This is a genomic window from Kitasatospora sp. NPDC059408 (assembly GCF_042751525.1).
Classification (GTDB): domain Bacteria; phylum Actinomycetota; class Actinomycetes; order Streptomycetales; family Streptomycetaceae; genus Kitasatospora.
On record NZ_JBHYWI010000017.1, the window covers coordinates 1 to 22,359 of the forward strand.

Here is a 22,359-nt window from a genome sequence, read left to right on the forward strand (position 1 = left end):
TCGTGGTTCTTGTCGGCCATCGCCTTGAACGCGATGGCCTCGTCCTTCAGGGTCTTGAGCCTGTCCCTGATCGGCGCCGCGTCCTTGGAGTACTGGCCCAGCGCGCCCGAGATCGTGCAGACGTCCTGGCTGAGCTTCAGGCCCAGGTCCGACACCGGCTTCGTCGTCGCGAACAGCTGGTCGGCCTCGGGCGCCTTGTAGAACGCGCTCAGGGCGCCGAAGCTGGTGTGCACGTCCCCGGCGGCCGAGGCGATCTTCGCCCCTCCCGTCGAGATCGACTTGACCTTCTCGTCGAGAGTGCCCAGGTTGCCCGTGAAGACCGGCACCTCGGCCGGGTTCACCGGATTCTCGTCGCTCACTTGCCCTTGTCCTCCGGCTGGATGCCGAGCGCCTTGAGGTCCACGGACTTCGCCGCGTCCTGGGCGTTCTTCGCGGCGGTCAGGTCGCCGGCGATGTACTCGTTGACGGCCTTGACCGTGCCGGTCAGGCAGGCCTCGATGCGCTCCGACATCGACTTCAACTCGGCCTGCCGGCCTTCCAGGTACTGCGAGAGGGCGGCCGCGACCGGGCCCATCGCGCCGTGCGACAACGAAGGTGCGCCCACGGGCACCGGGCCCTGGACCTCGACCGTCGCATGCGATCCCGGCACCGCCGTACCGGCGGCCTGCGCTGCCGCCTGCATGTCCGTCACCAGGTTGTTCAGCGCCGTCGAGAGGTCGCCGGCGTGTCCGCCGACGATCTTCAACTGGCCCTGGACGCCCTGCGGCTGGATATCCCAGTCACCCGCCATGTCGAGCTCCCCCGTTGTCCGTGCCTACTGGATCGGCCCGTGTCAGCCGATGTTGTCGACCGCGGTCTTGGCGCGGGCGACCGTCTGCTGCGCGGTGCTGTCGTTCTCCTCGAGCGTCTTGCGCAGCAGCGAGATGATGTTGCGCACCTCCTGGGAGACGTTCTTCCAGCGCAGCTCCTTGGCGTGGTACTCCTCGGACACGCCGTCGGCCTGGAAATCGCCCATGACGGCCTTCACCTGCGCGTCACGCGCGGTCATCACCTGCTCCAGCTGCCCGATCACGCCCTGGATGTTGCGCTGCGCCTCGGACGAAGCACCGTGGTCGTAGGAACGACGGTCCGAACCCCCGCCACCGGCCATGACAGATCACACTCCCCGTTGAAGAACCTGCTGAAGAACCCGTTGAAGAACCTGCAGAGGACCTTGCGGAGCACCCTGCAGAGAAGGAACCGACGACCCGGTCGCGGTCAGCGGGCGCCGAAGCGCGCCGCGTCGAAGCGCGCGGACGTCATGTTCGTCTTCGCGTTCTGGCCCTGCTCCTGGTCACCCTGGCCGAAGGCCTGCTCCATGCCCGACTGACCGCCCAGGATCGCCGACAGCGACGAGTTCAGCGCGTTCGCGATCTCGTCCGCCCGCGACTTGAAGCTGTCGAACATCTGCTTGCCCTGACCGTTGAACTTGCCCTCCAGCGGCTCCGCCGCCGCCACGAGCTGCTTGACCAGCGCACCCAGATCCTGGTTCGAGGTCTTCGACCCCGACATCAGCGTCTGCAGCGCCTGGTTCCCCATGTCGAACTTCATACCGCTCCCCCGTCCGCTCGACGAATCGTAAGTATGTCCATTTCTATCAACCTATATCCCGCCCGCAAGGTGCGGCCCCCGGCTTGTGACCAACGTATGACACACCACCAGGAGTGTTGCCGCCGGTCGCCGCCGAGGCCTTCACTCACCCTTCAAATGCCGCACCAGACGCTCGAATTCCGTCCACCCGGAGAGGTCGGACGGATCCCCGGGCATCGGGTAGTAGTAGGCCGGCCGGGCCTTCGGACCCAGTCTGACAGGCTCCGCCGACAGCGGCGTCCGGCGGGCGCGGTCGTCCGGGACGGCCCGGACCTCCTCCGCGCCGAGCACGAAGGCCAGCGGCACACCGGGGCCCTCGAAGTACGCGGGCACCGCCAGGTCGCGGCGGGCGCGGCGCAGCTGGAGCAGCATCGACTTGAGCCGGTGGCGGGTCACCAGTGCCTCGGCCATCCGCGGCAGGGCGTCCAACGGCGGCTCCTCGCCGGGCCCGTAGCCGAAGGCGAGGGTCACCTCCTCCTCGACGCCGGACTTGGTGCGGGTGACCTTCAGGGTGGCCAGGCCGGGGCGTTCGGGGCTGCCGACGACGACGAACCAGGTGGGCTCGGGTGCCCGGGAGTAGGCGAGGTCGGTGAGCCGGCCCGGGGACCACGGCAGGTTGGCGGGCTCGGCGCTGCCCCAGCCGGCCGGCGGCTCGCCGGTCAGTTCGCGCCAGACGGTCTCCAGGGCGCCGCCGAGGACGAGGCGGGCGTCGGCGGGGTGGGCGGCGCGGAAGGTGACGGCCAGCTGGAGGTCGCCGGTGGCGGAGACGTCCTGGTAGGAGGCGGCGACCGGGGTGCGCGGGTCGTCCTCGGTGCCCTCCGGGTTCACCACGGTGGCGAACATGCCCTCCTGCCAGCGCAGGACGGCGCCGGTGAGGCCGTCGTAGTAGCCGTCCCGCTCGTCCTGGACGACCCAGCGGGACGGCCAGCCGGGCAGGTTGCCGCGGACGGCGGGGGACAGCGTGGTGCCGGCCGGGGTGACGATCTGCAGGCCGCGGTTGGACTCGGCGGCGGCCCGGAAGGCATCGGAGAGCCAGGCGGTCATGGCGACCACCGGGCGGTCCATGATGACCACGGCGACCTTCTCGGTCAGCACGTCGACGGCGGGCTGCGCGGCGGCCGGGGTGGGTGCGGCGGTGATGCCGGCGGTGTCGACGACGGCCAGCGAGCGGGTCGCCTCGCGCGGCCACGCGGTGCCGTCGGCGAGGTGGGCGACGCGGGCCGCGAAGGTGCCGGCGAGCTTCTCGGCGTCCGGCACGCCGGTGGTGGCGCGGGCCTCGGTCCACCAGTACGGCACGCGCGGCGGGGTCGCGCCCAGCAGCCGCTCGGCCTCGCCCGGGACCTGCACCAGCAGCGGCGCCTCGACCGAGACCAGCGGCCGGGCCTGCTCGTCGAGGAGCTGGACGACCGCGCCCTCGCCCGTCGTGTCCAGGAGCTTGTCGGGGCCGCCGGAGAGGAGGCCGGCGAGCACCGTCCAGGCGTCCGGCATCCGCGGGGTGAGGGCGATGACGTCCTTGGTCATGTCGTCGAGTCCTTCGGTTACTCGGGCGTGTACACGGTCTGGACCAGCCGGTTCGGCTGGCCCCGGCGGACGATGACGCCGCGCCCGGCGGGCTGCAGCGCGGCGTACACGCCGGGGAACAGCTGCCCCTCGCCGCGGTCGCCGGTCATCACCAGCGCCGAGGCGCCGGACTCGCGCAGGCCCTGCACGAGCGGCTCGTACATGCCGCGCGAGGCGCCCGCGACGCGGCGGGTCACGACGAAGTGCAGTCCGATGTCGGCGGCGGAGGGCAGGTACGGCAGGAACGGCGCGAGCGGGCTCTGGCCGGCGGTGGTGAGGACGTCGTAGTCGTCGACGAGCACCACGATCCGCGGGCCGCCGCCGCGCCAGCGGCCCGGCTCCAGGTCCTCCAGCGGCGCGTTCTCGTCCGGCAGCCGCTTCTCCAGCTCGCCCGCGACGGCGGCGGCGAGGCCGGCGCACATCCGGGCGTTGTAGGCGTAACCGCCGTTGTACTCCTCGGGGATCACGCCGCGCAGGCTGCGGCGCGGGTCCATCACGGCGAACACGATCTCGTCCTCGCCGTGCCGCTCGATCAGCCCGCCGGCGACGGTCTTCAGCAGGTTGGACTTGCCGCACTCGCTGTCGCCGAGGACCAGCAGGTGCTGGTCGTGGTGGAACAGGTCGAGCAGGACGGGTGCGAGCGCCGCCTGGTCCAGGCCGATCGGCACCCGCCGCGGCTCGGCGACCGGGCCGGGCAGCAGGTGCGGCTCCAGGACGTGCGGCAGCACGCGGACCGGCTGGGCGAGCTCGCCGGTCCAGGTGGCGCGGACGGTCCTGGCGCTCTGCTCCAGGACGGTGCCGAGCTCGCCGTTGTCGGCGAGGCCGTCGATCCGGGGCAGCGCGACCTGGGCGAACAGCCGCCCGTCGGTCAGGACGCGGCCGGGCTCGTCGGCGGAGAGGGTCTCGGAGAGCTTGCGCTCGATGCTGGATTCGCTGGGGTCGTTGAGCCGCAGCTCGGCCCGGGTGCCGAAGTTCGACTGGGCGGCGATCCGCACGTCGTTCCAGCGGAGCATGCCCGCCACGACGTGGATGCCGTAGCCGCCGCCGCGCTTGAGGATGTCGAGGACGGCGTCGTCCAGCTCCTCGAAGTCGTCGCGCAGCGCGCCGAAGCCGTCGATGACCAGGACGATCTCGGCGGAGGCGAGCTCCGGCAGCCGGCCCGCGGCGTGCAGGCTGCGCAGCTGGTCGACGGAGTCGATGTTGTGGTCGCGGAAGAGGTCCTCGCGGGCGGTGAGCATCGCCCGGACCTCCTCGACCGTGCGGGCCGCGCGCTCGCGGTCGGCCCGGCCCGCGATGCCGCCGACGTGCGGCAGGCCGGCCAGCGCCTGGAGGCCGCCGCCGACCAGGTCGAGGCCGTAGACGCCGACCTCCTGCGGGGTGTGGGTGAGCGCGAGCGACAGGACCAGGGTGCGCAGCAGGGTGGTCTTGCCGGACTGCGGGCCGCCGATGAAGGCGACGTGGCCGCCGGCGACGGTCAGGTCCAGGACCCAGTTGCCCTGCCACTGCCGGGTGGGGTCGTCGAGCAGGCCGAGCGGCACCTGGAGGCGTCCGCGCCGGCCGGTGAGCTGCATGCCGCGCGGGCCGACGTCGAGCGGGCCGGCGACGCTGTCGAGCGCGATCGCGGCGGGCAGCGGCGGCAGCCAGATCCGCCGGACCGGGGGTGCGGCGTTCTCCAGCTGGCCGACGACGACGCCGAGTTCGGTCGGGCCGGTGGTGCGGCGGCGGGCGGCCGGCTCGGGGCCGTCCTGGTCCTCGGCCTTGGCCGGGGTGTTGAAGGCGCCGTACTCCAGGGCGAGCGGGCCGGCGTCCTCGTCCCCGCGCTGGACCGGGCCGCGGTAGGCGCCGGAGACGTAGCTGGCCTTGAACCGCTCGTAGTGGCTGGTGTCGACCTTGAGGTAGCCGAAGCCGGGCAGCGGCGGGAGGTGGAAGGCGTCGGTGGTGTCGAGGACCGTGCGGGACTCGTCGGCGGAGAAGGTGCGCAGGCCGAGCCGGTAGGACAGGTAGGTGTCCAGGCCGCGCAGGCTGCCGCCCTCGATGCGCTGGCTGGAGAGCAGCAGGTGCACGCCGATGGAGCGGCCGATCCGGCCGATGGACAGGAAGAGGTCGATGAAGTCCGGCTTGGCGGTGAGGAGTTCGCCGAACTCGTCGATGACGACGAACAGGTGCGGCAGCGGTTCGAGGTCGGGCCGGCGCTCGGCCCGCAGGGCGGCGTAGGAGCCGATGTCGGCGACGTTCCCGGCGTCCTTGAGGACCTGCTGGCGGCGCTTGACCTCACCGGCGAGCGAGGCGTGCACGCGCTCGACCAGGCCGGCCTGGTTCTCCAGGTTGGTGATCACGCCGGCGACGTGCGGCAGGTTCGCGAACGGGGCGAAGGTCGCGCCGCCCTTGTAGTCGACGAGGACGAGCGAGAGGTCCTCCGGCGGGTGGGTGGCCACCAGGGCGAGCACCAGGCTGCGCAGCAGCTCGGACTTGCCGGAGCCGGTGGCGCCGACGCACAGGCCGTGCGGGCCCATGCCCAGCTCGGAGGACTCCTTGAGGTCGAGCAGCACCGGCTCGTGGCCGTCGCTGATGCCGATCGGCACCCGCAGGAAGGCGCGTTCGCCGCGCGGGGCCCACAGCCGGGCGAGGTCGAGGTGGGCGACGTCGTCGATGCCGAGCAGGCCGGCGAACTCGACCGGGCCGCTCAGCGGGGCGTCGCCGAGCGACTCGGCGGACAGCCGCAGCGGGGCGAGCATCCGGGACAGGCCCTCGGCGAAGGAGGGGCCGACCTCGTCCACGGTGCCGTGGGCGCTGATCGGCTGCTCCTGGCGGAGGTCCTCGATGAGCACCTGGTCGCCCTCGACCGTGATCCGCACGCCGATCTGGCCGGGCTCCTGGACGCGCCGTTCCAGCAGGTGAAGGACGGTGACGCCCATCTCGCGCAGGCCGACCGCGTCGTCCGGGCGCGGCAGGTCGACGGCGTCCTCGCCGTGCCCGTCGGCCACGACGAGCAGCCGGGAGGTCATCGACAGCGCGTCGGAGCCGGACAGGCCGCGGCGGACCTCGGTCGCGTAGGAGGCGCGGCGGCGCAGTTCGGCGCCGATCTGGCGGGCCAGCTGCGGCATCGAGGGGGCGATGCGGCGGGCGGCGACCGGGCCGTCGTACTGGTCGGTGTCGAGCAGGTGGGGGAGCCACTTGGCCCACTCCCAGTCGGGGAGGCGCTCGCCGGGCACGGCCAGGGCGACGGCGACGTCGTCGGGCGCGTGCAGGGCGGCGCTCTGGGTGAGCAGGGCGCGGGCGACCCGCAGGCAGTCCTCGCGCGGGCCGATGACGCTGACGTCGCCGACGCGGTCGAGCGGGACGGTGAGCGGGAGTTCGGTGCCGGTGCGGAAGCGGGTGGTGAGCGCCGAGGCCTCGTTGAGCATGAAGCGGTCGGGCGGGGTCATCGCGGAGGAGGCCTGCTGGCCGATCCGCAGGTCGCGCACCGGCATCTCGCCGGTGCCGACGCGGACCCGCAGGAAGTCGCCGTCGACGCGGCGGCGCTCCCACAGCCGGGCCGGGTCGCGGACGATGTCGTACAGGGCGCCGGGCGGCGGGTTGAGCACGTCGGCGTGATCGCCGCGGGCGCGCTCCTCGGCGGCGAGCTCCTCGCGCAGGTCCTCCAGGTAGGTGAGGTAGGCCTCGCGCTGGGTGCGGCGGGTGCGCTGGGCCTTGCCGCGCTGGGAGAACAGCAGGCCGACCGAGCCCAGGACGGTGACCAGCAGGATGATGGCGCCGAGTCCCGCGAACTGGCTGTTGCGGACGACGGTCATCATGATGACCGAGGACATGACGCCGGCCATCGGCAGCAGCGACATCGCGATGTTGCCGGCCTTGCCCTCGGGCAGGTTGGGCGGGGCCTCGATGGTGCGGGCCTCGGGGGCGGCCGGCGGACGGACCGTCCGGGCCGGGCGGTGGATCAGTCGGGTACTCATCGTCAGTGGCGCTTCTGGGAGAGCTGGAAGACGTCGGCGGCGAGCCGGGTGGCGGTGCTCCGGGTGGCGCGGGCGAGCAGGTCGGTCCGGATGACGCCGCCGGCCGCGAGGTGGCGGTCGTACGGGAGCACGTGGACGGCCGTGCCGGTGGCGCGCAGGGTGCGCACGGCCGCCTCGACGTCGACGCCCGCGTGCGGGGTCAGTTCGGTGACGACGACGACCGTTCCGGCGATGACGTGCGCGGGCAGGGCGCGCATCCACTGCAGGACGGCGTGGGTGCTGGCGATGCCGTCGAGGGTGGCCGGGGTGGTGATGACCCGGGCCTGGGCGGCGGAGAGCGCGACGCGGGCGACCTCGTCGGGCAGCGTCTGGCAGTCGACGACGGTGACGCCGAAGTAGCGGCGCAGCGCGACCATGACGCGCTGGTAGCCGCGGGCGTCGAGCATCGCGCCGATCTGGCCCTGACTGCCCGGCAGGAGCCAGGAGTTGTTCTGCAGCTGGACCAGGTAGCCGGTGATGTCCAGCAGCGACATCTGCGGCTTGACGATCTCGGCGAGGTCGCTGGCGGTCCAGCGCAGCGTCTCGGTGCCCAGCCGGATCGGCAGCGAGCCGAGCGCGGTGTCGGCCTCGACGAACAGGACCGGGTCCTGGCGGTAGTGGGCGTAGGTGGTGCCGAGCAGGGCGGCGACCGTCGACTTGCCGGCGCCGCCGCGGATCGAGGTGACGGCGATCTGGCGGCCGGTGGTCACCGGCTGCTGGAGGCTCTCGGCGATCCGCGTGATCTCGGCGACCTCGCGGGAGGCGGAGGAGGAGACGTTCTTCCACACCGCGTGCGCGGCCCGGGTGGCGAACGGCTCGCCGCCGCGCGGCTTGCGGCCGAGCGCGGTCAGGCTGCCGTCGACGGTGGGGCGGGACTCCGGCGTCCGCTGGGTCGTCACCTGCGGCTGCTGCTCGTACGGCTGCTGCGGGTACGGCTGTCGGCCCTGCGGCGGCTGGTACTGCTGCGCGGCGGGGTCCTGCGGCGGCGCCTGGTCGTACGGCACCCGGTCCTGCGGCGGTCCCGCGGGCGCGGGCCGGGCCCCGTCGGCCGGTGGTGGGCCCCACGCGGAACCGTCGAGCTGGGCCCGCAGATCGCGCAGGACGTCGCCCTGCCAGTTCTCCCCGTTCGACATGACTTCCTCTGCCCCTCCAGATCCGACCTGCTGACGGGTGGCTCAGAACTTGCTGAGCAGTTGCCCGTACACCCCGAACACCCCGACGGCCAGCGGGAACAGCCCCACCATGCCGATCGACTCCACCAGGTCGGCCACCCGGCGCAGCCGCACCTGGGTGTGCTCCGGCGGCTGCACCGCCAGCGCGACCAGCGGCAGCACCGCCGCGACGCACAGCACGGCCAGTGCCCCTGCCCCGCCGCCGTGCCCGACCCACAGCACCACCAGGCGCACCGTGAGCACCGCGGCCGCGGCGAGCAGCGCCACGACCTCGGCGACCAGCGGGAACGCCCGTGCCCGGGACAGCAGCACCACGGCGACGAGCGACGGTAGCACCACCGTCCAGGCCGTCGGCTTCGCGGCCAGCGTCAGCAGCCAGCCCGCGGCGGCGGCCGACGCGGCGGTCGCGATCGTGGCGAGCGCGAGGCCGCGGTGCGTCGCCGCGAGCGCGGTGCCCACCGAGTGCCGGCTGACCGACGCGCCGGCCGAGCGGCGGTCGTCCAGTGCGGTCAGGCCCGAGGCCATCAGGGCGAGCCGTGGCAGGACGCCGAGCAGCACCACCGAGAACAGCGCCATCAGGGCGCCCACCCGGGCCGGTTCGGTGTGGACGGCGGCCACCGCCTCCCACACCGCGGTGATCACGGTGAGGGCGCCGGCGCCGATCAGGCCGCCGCGGCCGAGCGGCGAGAAGAAGCCGAGCATGACGACGGTCACGGCGAGCGCGCCCGCCACCGCGGCCAGCCGCACCGGCGGCCCCCAGTGGTAGGCGTCCGCCGCGGTCCACGCGCCGAGGATGCCGAGCCCGCCCGAGGCCAGCAGCAGCGCCGTGGCCAGGCCCCGGTTGCCCTCCCCGATCTTCGACACCAGCGCGCCGGCGGCCAGCAGCACGGCGGCCACCGCGAGCAGTCCGCCGGCCAGCGGGGCCAGCGGGAACTCGTGCCGCGCCAGCACGGCGGCCGTCACGGCGAACGCCACCGTCGCGACCCCGGCGCTGCCCCGGCGCGCGGCCGGGCGCCAGCGCCAGGCGCGCAGGTCCAGGTCGTCGGAGACGAGGTCGACGACGTCGTGCACGACCGGGGCGGGCGGGGCGGAGTGCGCGCGGACCAGCCGCAGGACGGCGCCGTCGGCCACGCCCGCGGAGTCCAGGGTGCTGTCGTGCGGCAGCGCCGAGCCGTCCGGGGTCACCAGCTGGCGGGTCATCGGGCGGTTCGCGGCCCGGTCGTCGAGCAGCTGCAGCACGTCCGGGAGCAACATGCCGATCGGTGTGTCGGAGGGCAGGACCACGTCGGCCCGGCGCCGCTCCCCGATCAGGGTCACCCTGCTGAGACGGGCCGGGGAAGTCGTTGCTGTGCTCACCACTTGCGGGAACCTATCATCGCGACCTTTGCGACCTCTCGGGCCGATGCTTCTACGAATGGGCCGGTTCGGGGGACTTTGCGGCCTTTGTCGGTGCGGCCTGCTGCGTCGACTGCGGCCCGGCCTTCGGCGCCGACTGCGGGGTCACCGCGTGGGCCGCCGACGGGGACACCGACGGCGTGGGCGGGCGCGACGGGTCCGGCGAGTCGTGGGGCACCTGGAACTGCTGCTGCTGTTGCTGCTGCTTCTGCTGGTCGGCCTTCTGCTTGGCCAGCGTGGTCTGCAGGAACGACCACCCGACGCAGCCGGCGCACAGCACGGCCGCGATCGCGATCCCCGCGAACACCTTCCCGAACCGCTCGTCGGCCGTCCGCCGCACCCGCTGCGCGCCGAAGAGCAGCGCGTCGCGCATCCTGCGCCGACGCACCGCCACCGACTCCAGCAGCTGACTGTCGTAGTCCCGTGCCATTCGCCGCCCGCCGTCTCCCCCGTGTCTTGCCTGTGCAACATAAGGCATGCGTCGGGCCGAAGCACACCCCGTCGGTGGGGGGAAGAGGCGGGGGCTTCGGGGCGGGGGGAGGAGATGGGGGGAAGGGGGACGGGAGCTGTGGGGGATTGGGGGAGAGGGGGAGACGGCGTCGGGCGGGGGGCCGGAGTGGGGGCCGGAGAGGGGGAGACGGCGTCAGGCGAGGGCCGGTGTGGGGAGGGAGCCGGCGGCGGTCAGGTAGGTGTGGGTGTCGGGGAGGGTCTCCAGCAGGGTGCGCTGGTGGCGCTTGATGCGGGTGAACGCGTCGTCGGCGGTGCGGATCGCGTGCGGGTGGTGGGCGAGGGACGGGGGCGGGGCGGCGGTGTGCGGGGTGAGGGCGGTGAGGAGGGCGCGCAGCGGGAGCTCGTCGGGGGTGGGGGCGAGGCCGGCGGCGTGGGCGTCGAGGACCTGGCGCAGGTGGTCGGGGGCCGGGACGGGCGGTGCGTAGGGGGAGGTGAGCCGGCGGAGCCGGGCGAGGTCGAGGGCCTGCTCGTGCAGGGCGGCGGCGGTGGCGTCGAAGCGGGCGGCCGGGGTCGTGCGGCCGTCGCGGGAGGGGAGGTCGCGCACCAGCCGGTCGAGCAGGGCGAGGGTGTCGGCGTGGTCCTCGTCCAGGGGGTCGGCACTGGCGGCGGCGGTGCCGAGGGCCAGGCAGTTCCCGACCCAGCTGCGGCGCAGCCGGCCCGCGGGGGTGGCGGTGTGGGTGACGACGGCGCCGGCCGGGGCGCCGAGGATCCGTTCGGCCTCGGCGGCGCCGGTGCGCCCGCTCGCGTAGGCGAGGCCGGTGGTGCGGCGGCCGAGGAGGGTGCGGTGCCAGGTGTGGCCCTCGGGGCGGGTCGTGACGGCGGTGTAGGGCGCGACGCCGTGGCGGGCGCTGTCGTGGGGGAGCGTGACGGTGGCGAGCGTGTCGGCGACGAGGCCGTCGGCGGCGGGCCGGAAGGGTTCGCCGAGGATGCCGGTGAGCAGGCGGGCGGCGCGGCCGGTGCAGTCGAGGAAGAGGTCGGCCTCCTCGCGGCCGCGGGTCGTGTGCAGCGCGGTGACCAGGCCTGCCGGGTCGCGTTCGGCGCCGAGGATCTCCGCGCTGTGCAGCCGTACCCCGCAGGTCTGGACGGCGGTGCGGCGCAGGAAGTGGGTGAGCATCGCGGTGTCGGCGTGCCAGCCGTGGGGGAAGGCGGTGCGGCCGTCGAGCCAGCGCGGTGACTTCCGGGCGTCGAGCAGCGGCGGGGTGACGAAGCACGCGTGGTCGACGGGTTCCAGGGTGTGGCCGGTGCTGCGGCGCAGCTGCCAGAAGTCGGTGAGCGGGAAGCCCTCGCAGCTGGGGGTGGCGCCGGGGTCGGGCAGGTAGACCGGGTCGGGGCGCCAGCCCCGGTACCGGGTGGCCGCGTTGAAGGAGGCGCAGCAGGCGCGCAGCCACGTGCTCTCGGGGGTGCCGAGCCGGTCGAGGAGGTCGCGCCGGAAGGCGGGGGCGAGCGCGGTGACCTGCGCGGTGGGGCGTTCGGCGGTCTCGACGACCGTCACGCGGACGGTGTCCCGGAAGGCGGAGGCCAGCCGGGCCGCGGCGATCCAGGCGGTGAGCGTGCCGCCCGCGATGACGATGCGGTCGACGGGGGCGGGCGTGCGGGCGTCGAGGGTCATGGCGGGAGCGTCCAACGGCCGTGTATGGCGGGCCTATCGGGGATCTGTACCGGTGCTGCAAGACGGAGCGGAGGGCGGGTACAGACGGCGGTTCCAGTCTGTTGGTGCGGGGCCGGGGACGGCCCGACGCCACCGACGGAACGGAAACGAGGGAACGATGTTCGAGGAACTGAAGGTCGAGCACCCGCTGGACGTCCTGACCGAGATCGAGCGCAGCGCGGCCCTGGACCAGGACCTGCTGCTGCAGGACGGGGGGACGCCGTGGGCCGAGCTGCTGGCGGACTACGTCGACGCGCTGAGCGAACTGGCCGTGCGGGGCACCGCGGAGAACGGGTACATCGCGACCTACGGGCTGGACGAGGGCCACGCCGGTGGGTGCGGTTGAGGGCGGGCCGGCGGCCTGGTCCGGCGGCCTGACCCGGCGGCGGGAGCCTCGGGGTCAGGCCGCCAGGACGGCGGCGCGGCCGAGCCGGCCGAGGAGGCCGACGAGGGCCGGCATCCGGTAGCGGGCGGGGTGGTCGGCGCCGGAGCCGGGCTCCAGGAGCCGGGCGTCGCAGAGCCGTTCCAGGACGTCCTCGGCGTCGTCGAGGGGCAGGTCGAGCAGGGCCGCCGCGTCCGCCGCGGTGAGCGCGGCGAGGCCGGCGGCGGCCAGGACGGCGAGGGCGTGCGCGGCCGGGGCGTCGAGCGCGGCCAGGGCGGGGCGCAGCGCGGTGGTGATGTCCAGGCTGCCGATGCGCAGTTCGCCGAGCCGGCGTTCGGCGGGGGCCAGCCGGTCGGCGAGCCGGGCCGGGCGCCAGTGCGGGCGGTCGGCGAGGCGGGCGGCGGCGATCCGCAGGGCGAGCGGGAGGCGGTCGCAGTACTCGGCGATCCGGGCGGTGGACTCCGGGTCGGCGGCGAGGCGTTCGGGGCCGGCGATCGAGGCGAGCAGGCGGGCGGCCTCGGCGGGGCTCATCGGGCCGAGCCGCACCAGCCGGGCGCCCTCCAGGGCGGCGAGGTCCGGGCGCAGGCCGGTGACCAGGGTGCGGGTGGCGCCGCCGCCGGGCAGCAGCGGGCGGACCTGGGCGTCGTCGGCGGCGTTGTCGAGCAGGACGAGCATCCGGCGGCCGGCCAGCAGGGTGCGGTACCGCTGGGCGCGTTCGTCGAGGCCGTCGGGGACGTGGGCGGGCGCGGTGCCGAGGGCGCGCAGGAACCAGCCGAGGACCTGCCGGGGGCTGCGCGGGGTGCCGTCGGAGTCGCGCAGGTCGGCGTGGAGCTGGCCGTCGGGGAAGGCGTCGCGGGCGTGTTCGGCGGCGTACAGGGCGAGGGCGGACTTGCCGGTGCCGGGGGCGCCGGTGACGGTGACGTCCCTTCCGTCGTGCAACGCGTCGAGGACGAGCCGGAGTTCGGTCTCGCGGCCGGTGAAGTCGCGGGGCGCGGCGGGGAGCAGCGCCGGGCGGGCGACGGGCTCGGCGGTCGGCTCACCGACGGGTTCCGGGGCCCGCTCCGCGACGGGTTCGGCGGTCGGCTCCGCGACGGGTCCGGCGGCGACGGGCCTTTCGACGGGCGCGGCCGGGGCGGCGGCGACGGCGACGGCCGCCCGCTCGGGCGCGGCCGGTCCGGCCAGGGTGCCGGTGAGGATCTCCTGGTGCAGGGCCCGCAGTTCGGGGCCGGGGTCGATGCCGAGCTCGTCGGCGAGCAGCCGCCGCGCCTCCTCGTACTGGGCGAGCGCGTCCGCCTGCCGTCCGGCCCGGAACAGCGCCGTCATCAGCTGGGCGCGGGCCCGCTCCCGGACGGGGTGGCCGGTGACGTGCCGGGTGAGGCCGGGCAGCAGTTCGTCGTGCCGGCCGAGCGCCAGGGCGGCCTCGGCGTGCTGCTCGACGGCGGCGAGGTGGGCCTCGGCCAGCCGGGGTCCCTCGGCGGCGGCCAGGTGCTCGGTGACGTCGGCGAGGGCCGGGCCGCGCCAGAGCGCGAGCGCGTCGGCGAGGCGGCGTTCGGCCTCGGCGTAGCGGGCGGCCCGCAGGTCGGCGCGGCCGGCGTCGGCGAGTTCGCGGAAGCGGTCCCAGTCGACGGTGGTGCCGTCGGTGTCCATCCGGTATCCGGCGCCGTGGCGGTGCAGGCCGTGGCCGGCGCCGAGCCGGGTGCGCAGCCGGGAGACGTAGGTGTAGAGCTGGTTGGTGCTGGTCGCGGGCGGCTCCCAGCCCCACAGCAGGGTGGTGAGCCGCTCGTCGGGGACGACGCGGCCGCGGGCGAGCAGCAGGGCGGCCAGCGCGGTGCGCTGCTTGGCGCCGTCGAGCTCGACCGGGCGGCCGTCGACCGCGGCCGACACCGGCCCGAGAAGCGTGAAGTCCATGCCGGCCCCCGACCGTCCAGGGCCCGCGAACGCCCGCGGGCCGACCTGGGCGAAACGCTATTGACCTGCGGTTGTATCCGGCTGTTCGGTCGCTCTCGGATCGATTTCGACGGATCGAAAGCGCTTTGAAAGCGCCCCAAAACGCGGTCTCCGTAGCGTTCGTGTCGTACCGCAGGACACCGGGTCAGGCGGACGAACGAGAGGTCCTGGAGGCCACCGTGAACAGCGCTCTTCTCTCCGCCCGCAAGACCGCGCACACCGCGGTGGTCGCTCCGCTCGGCAGGCTCGCGGCGAGCGCGGCCGTGCTCCTCGTCGCGGTCGGCGGGGTGGCGGCCGGCCAGGGCAGCGCGGTCGCGGCGGACTCCTCGAACGCCTCGGTGCAGGCCGCCGCCGTCAGCACCCACCCGGTCGGCTACACCCTGAAGAAGGACGACCCGTGGACCTGATCCCGCCGAGCGCCCGGACCGTCAGGGCTGCACGAGTTCGAACAGCCGCCCCGAGTCGACCGGTCCGCCGTCCGCGATCGCCACCATGAGCCGGTCGATCCGCTCCGACCAGCCGCCCGCGCCGACCTCGGCGAAGAGGCCCGACGCGGCCCGCAGCATCGCCACCGCGCCGTCGCGGTCCCCGCGCAGCGCCTGCACGCAGCCCAGCACCGCACCCGCCCTGGCCTGGAGGAACGTGTCCGGCACCGCCTCCGCGGCCTGGAGCGCGCTGCGCAGCACCGGCTCCGCCTCCTCGCCCCGGCCCTGGCACCACAGGGCCTCGCCCAGCGCCCTCAGCACGTGCGTCTCGCCGCGCCGGTCCCCGCTGCCGAGCACCAGCTCCAGCGCGCGCCGGCAGGCCTCCTCGGCCCGGACCCCGTCGCCCGCGCGGATCAGCGCCTCCGCCAGCCGGACGGTGCTCTGCGCCTCGCCCCGCACGGTGCCGAGCCCCCGGCTGCGCGCCACCGCCTCCGACGACAGCACCAGGCTCGCCTGCGCGTCCCCGCGCTCCAGCTCGATCTGCGCCAGCAGGCCCAGCACATGGGCCTCGGCGTAGCGGTCACCGCCCCTGCGGAAGATCTCCAGGGAGCGGCGGCCGGTCTCCACGGCCCGGTCCAGGTCGCCGCGCTGGCGTTCGCACAGCGCCAGGTTGCGCAGGACCAGGGCGCGGCCCTGGTCCTGGCCCTGCTCCTCGAACAGGCGCAGGGCCAGGCCGAGCCGCCGGTAGGCGCTGTCGTGCTCGTACTGGACGATCTCCAGGGTGCCGAGCGAGTGCAGCATCGCCGCCTCGGCGAGGGCGTCGCCGGTGCGGTGGGCGGTGGCGAGCGCGGCCTCGGCGCCCTCGCGCCAGTCCTCCAGGTAGTTGCGGTTCTGGTAGAGGGTGACGGTGGTCATCACCAGGTCCCAGGCGTAGCCGGACTCGTCGTCGCGGGCGGCCTGCTGGATCAGTCCGTTGATCGCGGCGCGCTCGGCCTCGAACCACTCCATCGGGTCCTCGACCAGGTCGTCGGTGAGGTGGCGGGGCAGCGGGTGCAGCGGCGCGGTGCCCGGCACCACGGTGAAGTCGCCCCCGTAGACCCGGCGGTGGGCCTCCTTGGCGAGGCCCAGCCACACCGCGCAGGCCCGCCGCAGGGCCTGCCTCAGGTCACCTTCTCCGTCCTCGGCAAGCGCGCACTCGCGAGCGAAGAGGCGGAGGAGGTCCTGGAAGCGGTAGCGGACGTGGCCCGCGCTGGCGCTGAGCGGCTCCAGCAGCTGGGCGTCGACGAGCTGCTCGATGAGGTCCTCGGCGTCGACCGGGTCGATGTCGAGCACGGCGGCGCCGGCCCAGGCCGAGAACTCGGTGACGTTGAGCGAGCCGAGCAGCCGGAACATCCGGGCCGCCCCGGCCGGCAGGTCGCGGTAGCTGAGCCGGAAGCCGGCCCGCACGCCGCGGGCGTCCAGGCTGAGTTCGTCCAGCCGCCGGCGCTGGTCCTCCAGCCGGGCGACGAGGGTGCGCACCGTCCAGTGCGGTTTGGCGGCCAGGCGGGCGGCGGCGATCCGCAGCGCGAGCGGCAGGCGGTCGCACAGTTCGCTGAGCCGGGCCGCGCCGGCCGGGTCGGCGGCGAAGCGCTCGGCGCCGGCCACCCGGGACAGCAGCGCGACGGCCTCGTCCTCGCCGAGCGAGGGCAGGTGCAGCGGGACGAGCGCGTAGTCGCCGGCGAGCCGGCTGCTCAGGCTGTCGCGGCTGGTGACGAGCACGCAGCAGGTCGAACTGCCGGGCAGCAGCGGGCGGATCTGCTCGAAGGAGCGGGCGTTGTCGAGCACGATCAGCACCCGCCGGTCGTACAGGACGCTGCGGAACAGCGCGGTGCGCTCGGTCGGGTCGGCCGGGACCTGCGGCCCCGGCACGCCGAGGGCGCGCAGGAAGCGGTCGAGGACGGCGGACGGGCGGCGCGGCTCCTCCTCCTCGTCGTAGCCGCGCAGGTCGGCGAAGAGCTGGCCGTCCGGGAAGCGCGCGGCGACCTGGTGGGACCAGTGGACGGCGAGCGCGGTCTTGCCGACGCCGCCGGTGCCGATGATCGAGCCGACCGGCAGCGAAGCGCCGCCCTGGTGCTCCAGCAGCCGGTCCAGCGCGGCGAGTTCCTGGTGGCGGCCGGTGAACGCGGCGGGCACCGGCGGCAGGTGGGCGGGCACGGCCAGGGCCGGCGCCGCCGCGGGCGTCGTGGGCAGGGTGAGTTCGGGGGCGTCGTTGAGGATGTCCTCGTGCAGTTCCTGGAGCGTCGGCCCGGGGGCGATGCCGAGCTCGTCGGCGAGCAGCCGGGCGCCGTCGCGGTAGGCCTCCAGGGCCTCGGCGCGCCGGCCGGCCCGGTAGTGGGCGAGCATCAGGTGCGCCAGGGACTGCTCGCGCAGCGGGTGCTCGCGGACGAACGCGGTGAGGTCGCCGATGAGTTCGCCGTGCTCGCCGAGCTCCAGGCGCAGCGCGCTGAGCTGCTCGTGGACGTCCAGCCGCAGTTCGGACAGCCGGGCGGCCTCGGCCTCGACGGCGTCGGCGGTGATGCCGGCCAGGGCGGGGCCGCGCCACATCGCGAGGGCGTCCTCGTAGTGGGAGCGGGCCTCCTCGGCGCGCCCGCGCCGGGCGGCCTCCCGGCCCTCGGCGGCGCGCTCCTCGAACTCGACGGCGTCGATGCGGTGTTCGCCGGGGTGCAGCAGGTAGCCGGGGTGGCTGGTGACGATCAGGTCGTCGATGCCGATGGCGGTCTTGAGGGTCTTGCGCAGGCCGGAGACACAGATGGCGATCTGGTTGCGGGCGGTGGCGGGCGGGCTGCCGTTCCAGACCGCGTCGGCAAGGGTGTCGACGGAGACCACCCGGCCGGGTGCGAGCAGCAGCATGGACATCACGGTGCGCTGGCGGGCGCCCTGGAGGGCGACCGGCCGTCCGTCGGCGCTGATGTCCAGCGGCCCCAGGATCCGGAACACCACCTGAAGCACGGCTGCCCTCCTCCACTCGGCCGCCGCCACATCCGGAATGGCCCCGACCTCTTCACTCTGAGTTACAGGTCGTCGGCGCGGGGCCGCAACGCGGACGGCAGCAAGCTGCCAGCGTTCAGCGGTGCGCGGCCCAGGAGGCGGGCGGGAGCACGCCGCCCGCCTCCCAACGGGCGGGCGGGGCCGGGTCGGCGGGGTCCCGCGCGGTGGCGGAGTCCTGCGCGGCGGCGCGGGTGCTCAGCAGGACGGCGATCGCGGCGAGCTCCTCCGCGGTGGGGCTGCCGCTGATGACCCGGAACAGGGCGGGCCCGAGCGGGCCTTCGAGCACGGACGCGGTCTCGCCGGGCATGACGCTCACTCCTTCGCTTACACCGGGGGGTTGCCGTGCTTGCGGGCCGGTCCGACGGCGTGCTTGGTCCGCAGCATGGCGAGGGCGTGGATCAGGGTGGCGCGGGTCTCGGCGGGATCGATCACGTCGTCGATCAGGCCGCGCTCGGCCGCGTAGTACGGGTGCATCAGCTCGGCCCGGTACTCCTTGACGAGCTGCCGGCGCATCGTCACCGGATCGTCGGAGTCGGCGATCCGGCGCCGGAAGACGACGTTGGCCGCCCCCTCGGCCCCCATGACGGCGATCTCGTTCGAGGGCCAGGCGTAGGTGAGGTCGGCGCCGATCGACTGGGAGTCCATGACGATGTAGGCGCCGCCGTACGCCTTGCGCAGGATGAGCGAGATCCGCGGGACGGTGGCGTTGCAGTAGGCGTAGAGCAGCTTGGCGCCGTGCCGGATGATGCCGCCGTGCTCCTGGTCGACGCCGGGCAGGAAGCCGGGCACGTCGACCAGGGTGACCAGCGGGATCGAGAAGGCGTCGCAGAGCTGGACGAAGCGGGCGGCCTTCTCGCTCGCGCTGATGTCGAGGACGCCGGCCAGCCGCAGTGGCTGGCTCGCGACGATGCCGACCACCTGGCCGCCGAGCCGGGCCAGGGTCGTGATGACGTTGGTGGCCCACCGCTCGTGGACCTCCATGTGCTCGCCGTCGTCGACGAGCTCCTCGATCACCGCGCGCATGTCGTACGGGCGGTTGCCGTCGACGGGGACGAGCTCCAGCAGGCGGTCGTTGCGCCGCTCGGCCGGGTCGCCGGCGGGCGTGGCCGGCGGGGTCTCGCGGTTGTTCTGCGGCAGCAGGGAGAGCAGGTAGCGGACCTCGGCGAGGCAGGTCTCCTCGTCGTCGTACGCGAAGTGCGCGACGCCGCTGGTGCCGGCGTGGACGTCGGCGCCGCCGAGGCCGTTCTGGGTGATCTCCTCGCCGGTGACGGCGCGGACGACGTCCGGGCCGGTGATGAACATCTGCGAGGTCTCGCGGACCATGAAGACGAAGTCGGTCAGCGCGGGCGAGTACGCGGCGCCGCCCGCGCACGGGCCGAGCATCACCGAGATCTGCGGGATGACGCCGCTCGCCCGGGTGTTGCGCTGGAAGATGCCGCCGTAGCCGGCGAGGGCGGTGACGCCCTCCTGGATGCGGGCGCCGGCGCCGTCGTTGAGCGAGACGAGCGGCGCGCCCGCGGCCAGGGCCATGTCCATGATCTTGTGGATCTTCTGCGCGTGGGCCTCGCCCAGGGCGCCGCCGAAGATCCGGAAGTCGTGCGCGTAGACGAAGACCGTCCGGCCGTGGACGGTGCCCCAGCCGGTGATCACGCCGTCCGTGTACGGGCGCCTGGCCTCCAGGCCGAAACCCGTGGCGCGGTGCCGGCGCAGCGGCTCGACCTCGTGGAAGGAGCCCTCGTCCAGGAGCAGGTCGATGCGCTCGCGGGCGGTCAGCTTGCCCTTCGCGTGCTGGGCCTCGGTGGCCTTCTCGCTCGGCCCGTGCCGGACGTCCCGGCGGATCAGGTCGAGTTCGGCGACCCGGGCGGCCATGGTCATGAGGGGGGCTCCTTGGGTACGCCCGCGTCAGCGGGGGCGGAGGGCTAGCGGAGGGCCAGGTGCTCGCACAGGGCGAGGAGGGCGCGCCGGGCCGGGAGGTCGGGCAGGGTGTCCAGCGCGGTCCGGGCCCGGTCGAGGCGGCGGTGCATCACGGCCTCGGTCTCGGCGAGCGCGTCGGAGCGCTCGAACAGCTCCAGTGCGCGCGGCACGTCGGCGGCGGGCACGGGACCGGCCGCGAGCAGGGCGCGCAGTTCGGCATCGGCCGGGTCGGCGCCCTCGCGGGCGAGCAGGACGGGCAGGCTCGGCACGCCGGCGAGCAGGTCGGTGCCGCGCGGTTTGCCGCTGAGCTCGGCCGGCCGGCGCAGGTCCAGCAGGTCGTCGGCGACCTGGAAGGCGATGCCGAGCTGCTCCCCGTACTCGGTGAGCGCGGCGGCGGCGGAGGCGGGCGCGCCGGCCTGGACGGCGCCGATCGCCAGCGACATCGACAGCAGGGCGGCGGTCTTGCCGGCCGCCACGTGGAAGTAGTGGGTCACCGGGTCCACGTCGGGGCCGGGGCCGGTGAGTTCGCGCAGCTGGCCGGAGACCAGGCGCCCGGCGGTGCGGGCGTTCAGGTGGACGGCGGCCGGGCCGAGGTCGGCGGCGAGCTGGGCGGCGCGGGCGAGCAGCCAGTCGCCGCTGAGCACGGCGGCGCGCTCGCCCCAGCGGGCGTGCACGCTCGGGATGCCGCGCCGGGTGGCGGCGCCGTCCATGACGTCGTCGTGGCACAGCGAGGCGAGGTGGACGAGCTCGGCGATCGCGGCCGCCTGCGGGACGCCCGGCGCCCACGGGTCGCCGAACTCCGCGCCGAGCAGCACCAGCAGCGGGCGCAGCCGCTTGCCGCCGGCGGCGGCGAGGTGGCCGGTGAGGGGCCCGATGCGCGGGTCCAGGGCGTCGTGGGCGCTGGCCTGGAGCCACTCCTCGGCCCCGGCCAGTGCCGCGCGCAGCCGGTTCTCGAACTCGGGTTCGGCGAGTTCGAGCCGATCGAGCAGCTCGGCGGCGGACGGTTCCGGGGTGGTGCCCGGGCCGGTGACGGCCACGGCTTCGTACGTCTGTCCGGCCGTCATGCGGAAACCTCCTCCGCGGCCGCGCCGCGCTGGATTCAAGGGATTCGTGCGCCAGCTTCGAACGGGTGCGCACCGGTGTTCAACAGCGCTGTCAGGAAGGTGCCACTAGGACCGTCGCGGGCGTTTTGACCAGGGAATCGTCAGCTTCCTGCCAAGATTTCCGCGGACCGGCCGACCACGAACGCCCGCCGCTTACGCTCCCTGGCGATCACCCACCAGGAAGGCACGGACAATTGCGCACCCGAATAGCCCTCGCCGCGGCCCTCGCCGCCGGCGCCCTCGCGCTGACGGCCGCCCCGGCCACCGCCGCCACCACCGCGACCGGGGCGGCTGCGGCCCCGGCCGCGAAGGACTGCGGCGAGCTGAAGCTGACCGGCGCCCTGCCGGCCCCGCCGGCCGGGATGGCCGTGCAGCAGCAGGTGTCCGTCGGCGCCGACTGCAAGCCGGTGCTGGGCGAGGTCAGGCTCGTCCCGGCCGAGTCCGGCGCCGTCGCGGCCCGTTCGGCCCGTTCGGCACAGGCCGCTGTGGACGCCGGCACCACGCGCCGGTTCAAGAGCGCCAGCGAGTGGTACGACTGCTGCAACATCCGGATGACCGGTCTGTACACGACCTCGTCGTGGACCACCGACGGCACCCGGATCAGCGCCGCGAACACCGATGCGACCCAGCAGTGGAACCGCGAGCCGTGGAATGCCGGCTGGTCGCTGAAGTCCGCGACGAAGAACACCGACTGCATCGCGGACTGCGCCGTCTCGCACACCCAGGCCGATGCCGAATTCACCTACAAGGGGATATTCGACGTGACCGGGGCTTGGTACGCGAACACCATGCACTCGTTCATCGACCTCAATGCGGACGGCACCGCCACCTGCCGGTTCGAGACCGAGACCCGGCACACCTTCATCGGGTGGAACTGGCAGCACAGCTGTCAGTGACCCGGTTTCCCTGAATGCGCGGATTCTCCGGACTTTCCGGACGTTCCGGAATTCGTGTGCGGGCTGGGCGCGGCGACCGTCAGGAGCCGCGCCCAGCTGTCGTGGCGGCCCTTCTCCCCGATCAGCCGGCCCTCGGCCTCCACCCACGCGTGCGCGGTGAACGGCGGCGCGGTGCGCACCCCGACGCACCAGGTCGGCCAACTGCCCCGGGCGCGGCACAGCAGGGTGACGGCGACCGAGCGCGGCAGGCAGCTGCGCAGCCCGTTCATGGCGAGGCTGGTGGCCAGGACGGCGTCCCGCACGGCCCCGGTCTCGTCCGCGCCGGCGGGCCGGGCGCCGCGGCTGAGTACGGCCAGCACGCGCTGGAGCCGGTGCGCGGGCAGCAGGACGAGCAGCCGGGCGAGGCCCACCACCGTCCGGATCGCCAATCGCCTGGGCAGCGGCGGGCGGTGGCTCCGGTCGTGCTCAAGGGCGAAGGTGAAGCTCACGGCGCGACCAGCCCGGCCTCCCGCAGGCCGTCGACCAGGGCGGCCACGTCGGCGGCGGCCCGCTCCCGGTCGACGTCGAAGGCCTCGGTGAGGCCGTCGACGGCGTCGGCCTCCGACCCGCCGTCGAGCAGGGTGCGGGCCACCACGGTGGCGGTGGGGTTGAGCTGCCAGTACTGGCCGATCCTGGCGTCGAGCAGGACGCCGCCGTACTCGGTCTCGGCCACGGTGAGGTGTTCGTGGTTGCGCAGCTTCATCGGTGCTTCTCCGTTCG

At 74.6% G+C, this 22,359-nt stretch carries 19 protein-coding genes and 1 pseudogene; 3 read left to right on the top strand and 17 right to left on the bottom strand.

Annotated elements, in window-relative coordinates:
- The 10 genes and pseudogenes from ACFXDE_RS13755 to ACFXDE_RS13800 form a co-directional block, all read right to left on the bottom strand.
- Positions 1–359 (bottom strand): annotated as a pseudogene (locus tag ACFXDE_RS13755) (hypothetical protein); the annotation flags it as partial.
- The gene (locus tag ACFXDE_RS13760; protein WP_380436717.1) at positions 356–790 is read right to left on the bottom strand and encodes a DUF6507 family protein; all 435 of its coding nucleotides are present in this window, start codon (positions 788–790) and stop codon (positions 356–358) included. The pseudogene ACFXDE_RS13755 and the gene ACFXDE_RS13760, both read right to left, overlap by 4 nt.
- A 42-nt stretch (positions 791–832) precedes the next feature.
- The gene (locus ACFXDE_RS13765; protein WP_380436719.1) at positions 833–1,150 is read right to left on the bottom strand and encodes a pore-forming ESAT-6 family protein; all 318 of its coding nucleotides are present in this window, start codon (positions 1,148–1,150) and stop codon (positions 833–835) included.
- 107 nt (positions 1,151–1,257) lie between these two features.
- Complete coding sequence (locus ACFXDE_RS13770) at positions 1,258–1,590, bottom strand: hypothetical protein (protein WP_380436721.1); 333 nt, start codon at positions 1,588–1,590, stop codon at positions 1,258–1,260.
- A gap of 141 nt (positions 1,591–1,731) precedes the next feature.
- Positions 1,732–3,150 carry a DUF6177 family protein gene (locus ACFXDE_RS13775; RefSeq protein ID WP_380493930.1) on the bottom strand — a complete coding sequence of 473 codons (1,419 nt, stop codon included), beginning with the start codon at positions 3,148–3,150 and terminating at the stop codon, positions 1,732–1,734.
- Between the two features lie 17 nt (positions 3,151–3,167).
- A complete protein-coding gene (gene eccCa, locus ACFXDE_RS13780; protein ID WP_380493932.1) occupies positions 3,168–7,142 on the bottom strand; it encodes a type VII secretion protein EccCa in 3,975 nt (1,324 codons plus the stop codon).
- A gap of 2 nt (positions 7,143–7,144) precedes the next feature.
- Entirely contained in the window at positions 7,145–8,314 is a 1,170-nt protein-coding gene (locus ACFXDE_RS13785) for a MinD/ParA family protein (RefSeq protein WP_380436728.1), read from the bottom strand.
- Positions 8,315–8,356: 42 nt separating this feature from the next.
- Positions 8,357–9,712, bottom strand: a complete 1,356-nt coding sequence (gene eccD / locus ACFXDE_RS13790) for a type VII secretion integral membrane protein EccD (protein ID WP_380493934.1) — start codon at positions 9,710–9,712, stop codon at positions 8,357–8,359.
- Between the two features lie 49 nt (positions 9,713–9,761).
- Complete coding sequence (locus ACFXDE_RS13795; protein ID WP_380493936.1) at positions 9,762–10,178, bottom strand: hypothetical protein; 417 nt, start codon at positions 10,176–10,178, stop codon at positions 9,762–9,764.
- Positions 10,179–10,391: 213 nt separating this feature from the next.
- Positions 10,392–11,867: a tryptophan 7-halogenase gene (locus tag ACFXDE_RS13800; RefSeq protein ID WP_380493938.1), complete on the bottom strand. Its 1,476-nt coding sequence runs from the start codon at positions 11,865–11,867 to the stop codon at positions 10,392–10,394.
- Positions 11,868–12,024: 157 nt separating this feature from the next.
- Here ACFXDE_RS13800 and ACFXDE_RS13805 point away from each other — a divergent pair, with 157 nt between their 5' ends.
- Positions 12,025–12,252 (top strand): DUF6269 family protein, encoded by a 228-nt coding sequence (locus tag ACFXDE_RS13805; RefSeq protein WP_359973862.1) that lies wholly within the window; start codon positions 12,025–12,027, stop codon positions 12,250–12,252.
- 54 nt (positions 12,253–12,306) lie between these two features.
- On the opposite strand, the gene ACFXDE_RS13810 is transcribed toward ACFXDE_RS13805, so the two are convergent.
- A complete protein-coding gene (locus tag ACFXDE_RS13810) occupies positions 12,307–14,196 on the bottom strand; it encodes a BTAD domain-containing putative transcriptional regulator (protein ID WP_380493940.1) in 1,890 nt (629 codons plus the stop codon).
- A gap of 218 nt (positions 14,197–14,414) precedes the next feature.
- Here ACFXDE_RS13810 and ACFXDE_RS13815 point away from each other — a divergent pair, with 218 nt between their 5' ends.
- A complete protein-coding gene (locus ACFXDE_RS13815; RefSeq protein WP_380493942.1) occupies positions 14,415–14,642 on the top strand; it encodes a hypothetical protein in 228 nt (75 codons plus the stop codon).
- Positions 14,643–14,663: 21 nt separating this feature from the next.
- Here ACFXDE_RS13815 and ACFXDE_RS13820 read toward each other — a convergent pair whose 3' ends face one another.
- The 4 genes from ACFXDE_RS13820 to ACFXDE_RS13835 form a co-directional block, all read right to left on the bottom strand.
- On the bottom strand, positions 14,664–17,648 hold the full coding sequence (locus tag ACFXDE_RS13820; RefSeq protein ID WP_380493944.1) for a BTAD domain-containing putative transcriptional regulator: 2,985 nt from the start codon (positions 17,646–17,648) through the stop codon (positions 14,664–14,666).
- Between the two features lie 115 nt (positions 17,649–17,763).
- A complete protein-coding gene (locus ACFXDE_RS13825) occupies positions 17,764–17,994 on the bottom strand; it encodes an acyl-CoA carboxylase epsilon subunit (protein WP_380493946.1) in 231 nt (76 codons plus the stop codon).
- A 17-nt stretch (positions 17,995–18,011) separates the two neighbouring features.
- Positions 18,012–19,556 carry an acyl-CoA carboxylase subunit beta gene (locus tag ACFXDE_RS13830; protein WP_380494064.1) on the bottom strand — a complete coding sequence of 515 codons (1,545 nt, stop codon included), beginning with the start codon at positions 19,554–19,556 and terminating at the stop codon, positions 18,012–18,014.
- Positions 19,557–19,606: 50 nt separating this feature from the next.
- Positions 19,607–20,665: a polyprenyl synthetase family protein gene (locus ACFXDE_RS13835; protein WP_380436744.1), complete on the bottom strand. Its 1,059-nt coding sequence runs from the start codon at positions 20,663–20,665 to the stop codon at positions 19,607–19,609.
- A gap of 233 nt (positions 20,666–20,898) precedes the next feature.
- Here ACFXDE_RS13835 and ACFXDE_RS13840 point away from each other — a divergent pair, with 233 nt between their 5' ends.
- Complete coding sequence (locus ACFXDE_RS13840) at positions 20,899–21,600, top strand: hypothetical protein (protein ID WP_380493948.1); 702 nt, start codon at positions 20,899–20,901, stop codon at positions 21,598–21,600.
- Here the strand turns inward: ACFXDE_RS13840 and ACFXDE_RS13845 are convergent.
- Complete coding sequence (locus tag ACFXDE_RS13845; RefSeq protein ID WP_380493950.1) at positions 21,594–22,088, bottom strand: lasso peptide biosynthesis B2 protein; 495 nt, start codon at positions 22,086–22,088, stop codon at positions 21,594–21,596. The two genes, ACFXDE_RS13840 and ACFXDE_RS13845, sit on opposite strands and share 7 nt — an antisense overlap.
- Positions 22,085–22,342: a lasso peptide biosynthesis PqqD family chaperone gene (locus tag ACFXDE_RS13850; protein ID WP_359973877.1), complete on the bottom strand. Its 258-nt coding sequence runs from the start codon at positions 22,340–22,342 to the stop codon at positions 22,085–22,087. Before ACFXDE_RS13850 ends, ACFXDE_RS13845 begins: the two co-directional genes overlap by 4 nt.
- Between the last annotated feature and the right edge of the window lie 17 nt (positions 22,343–22,359).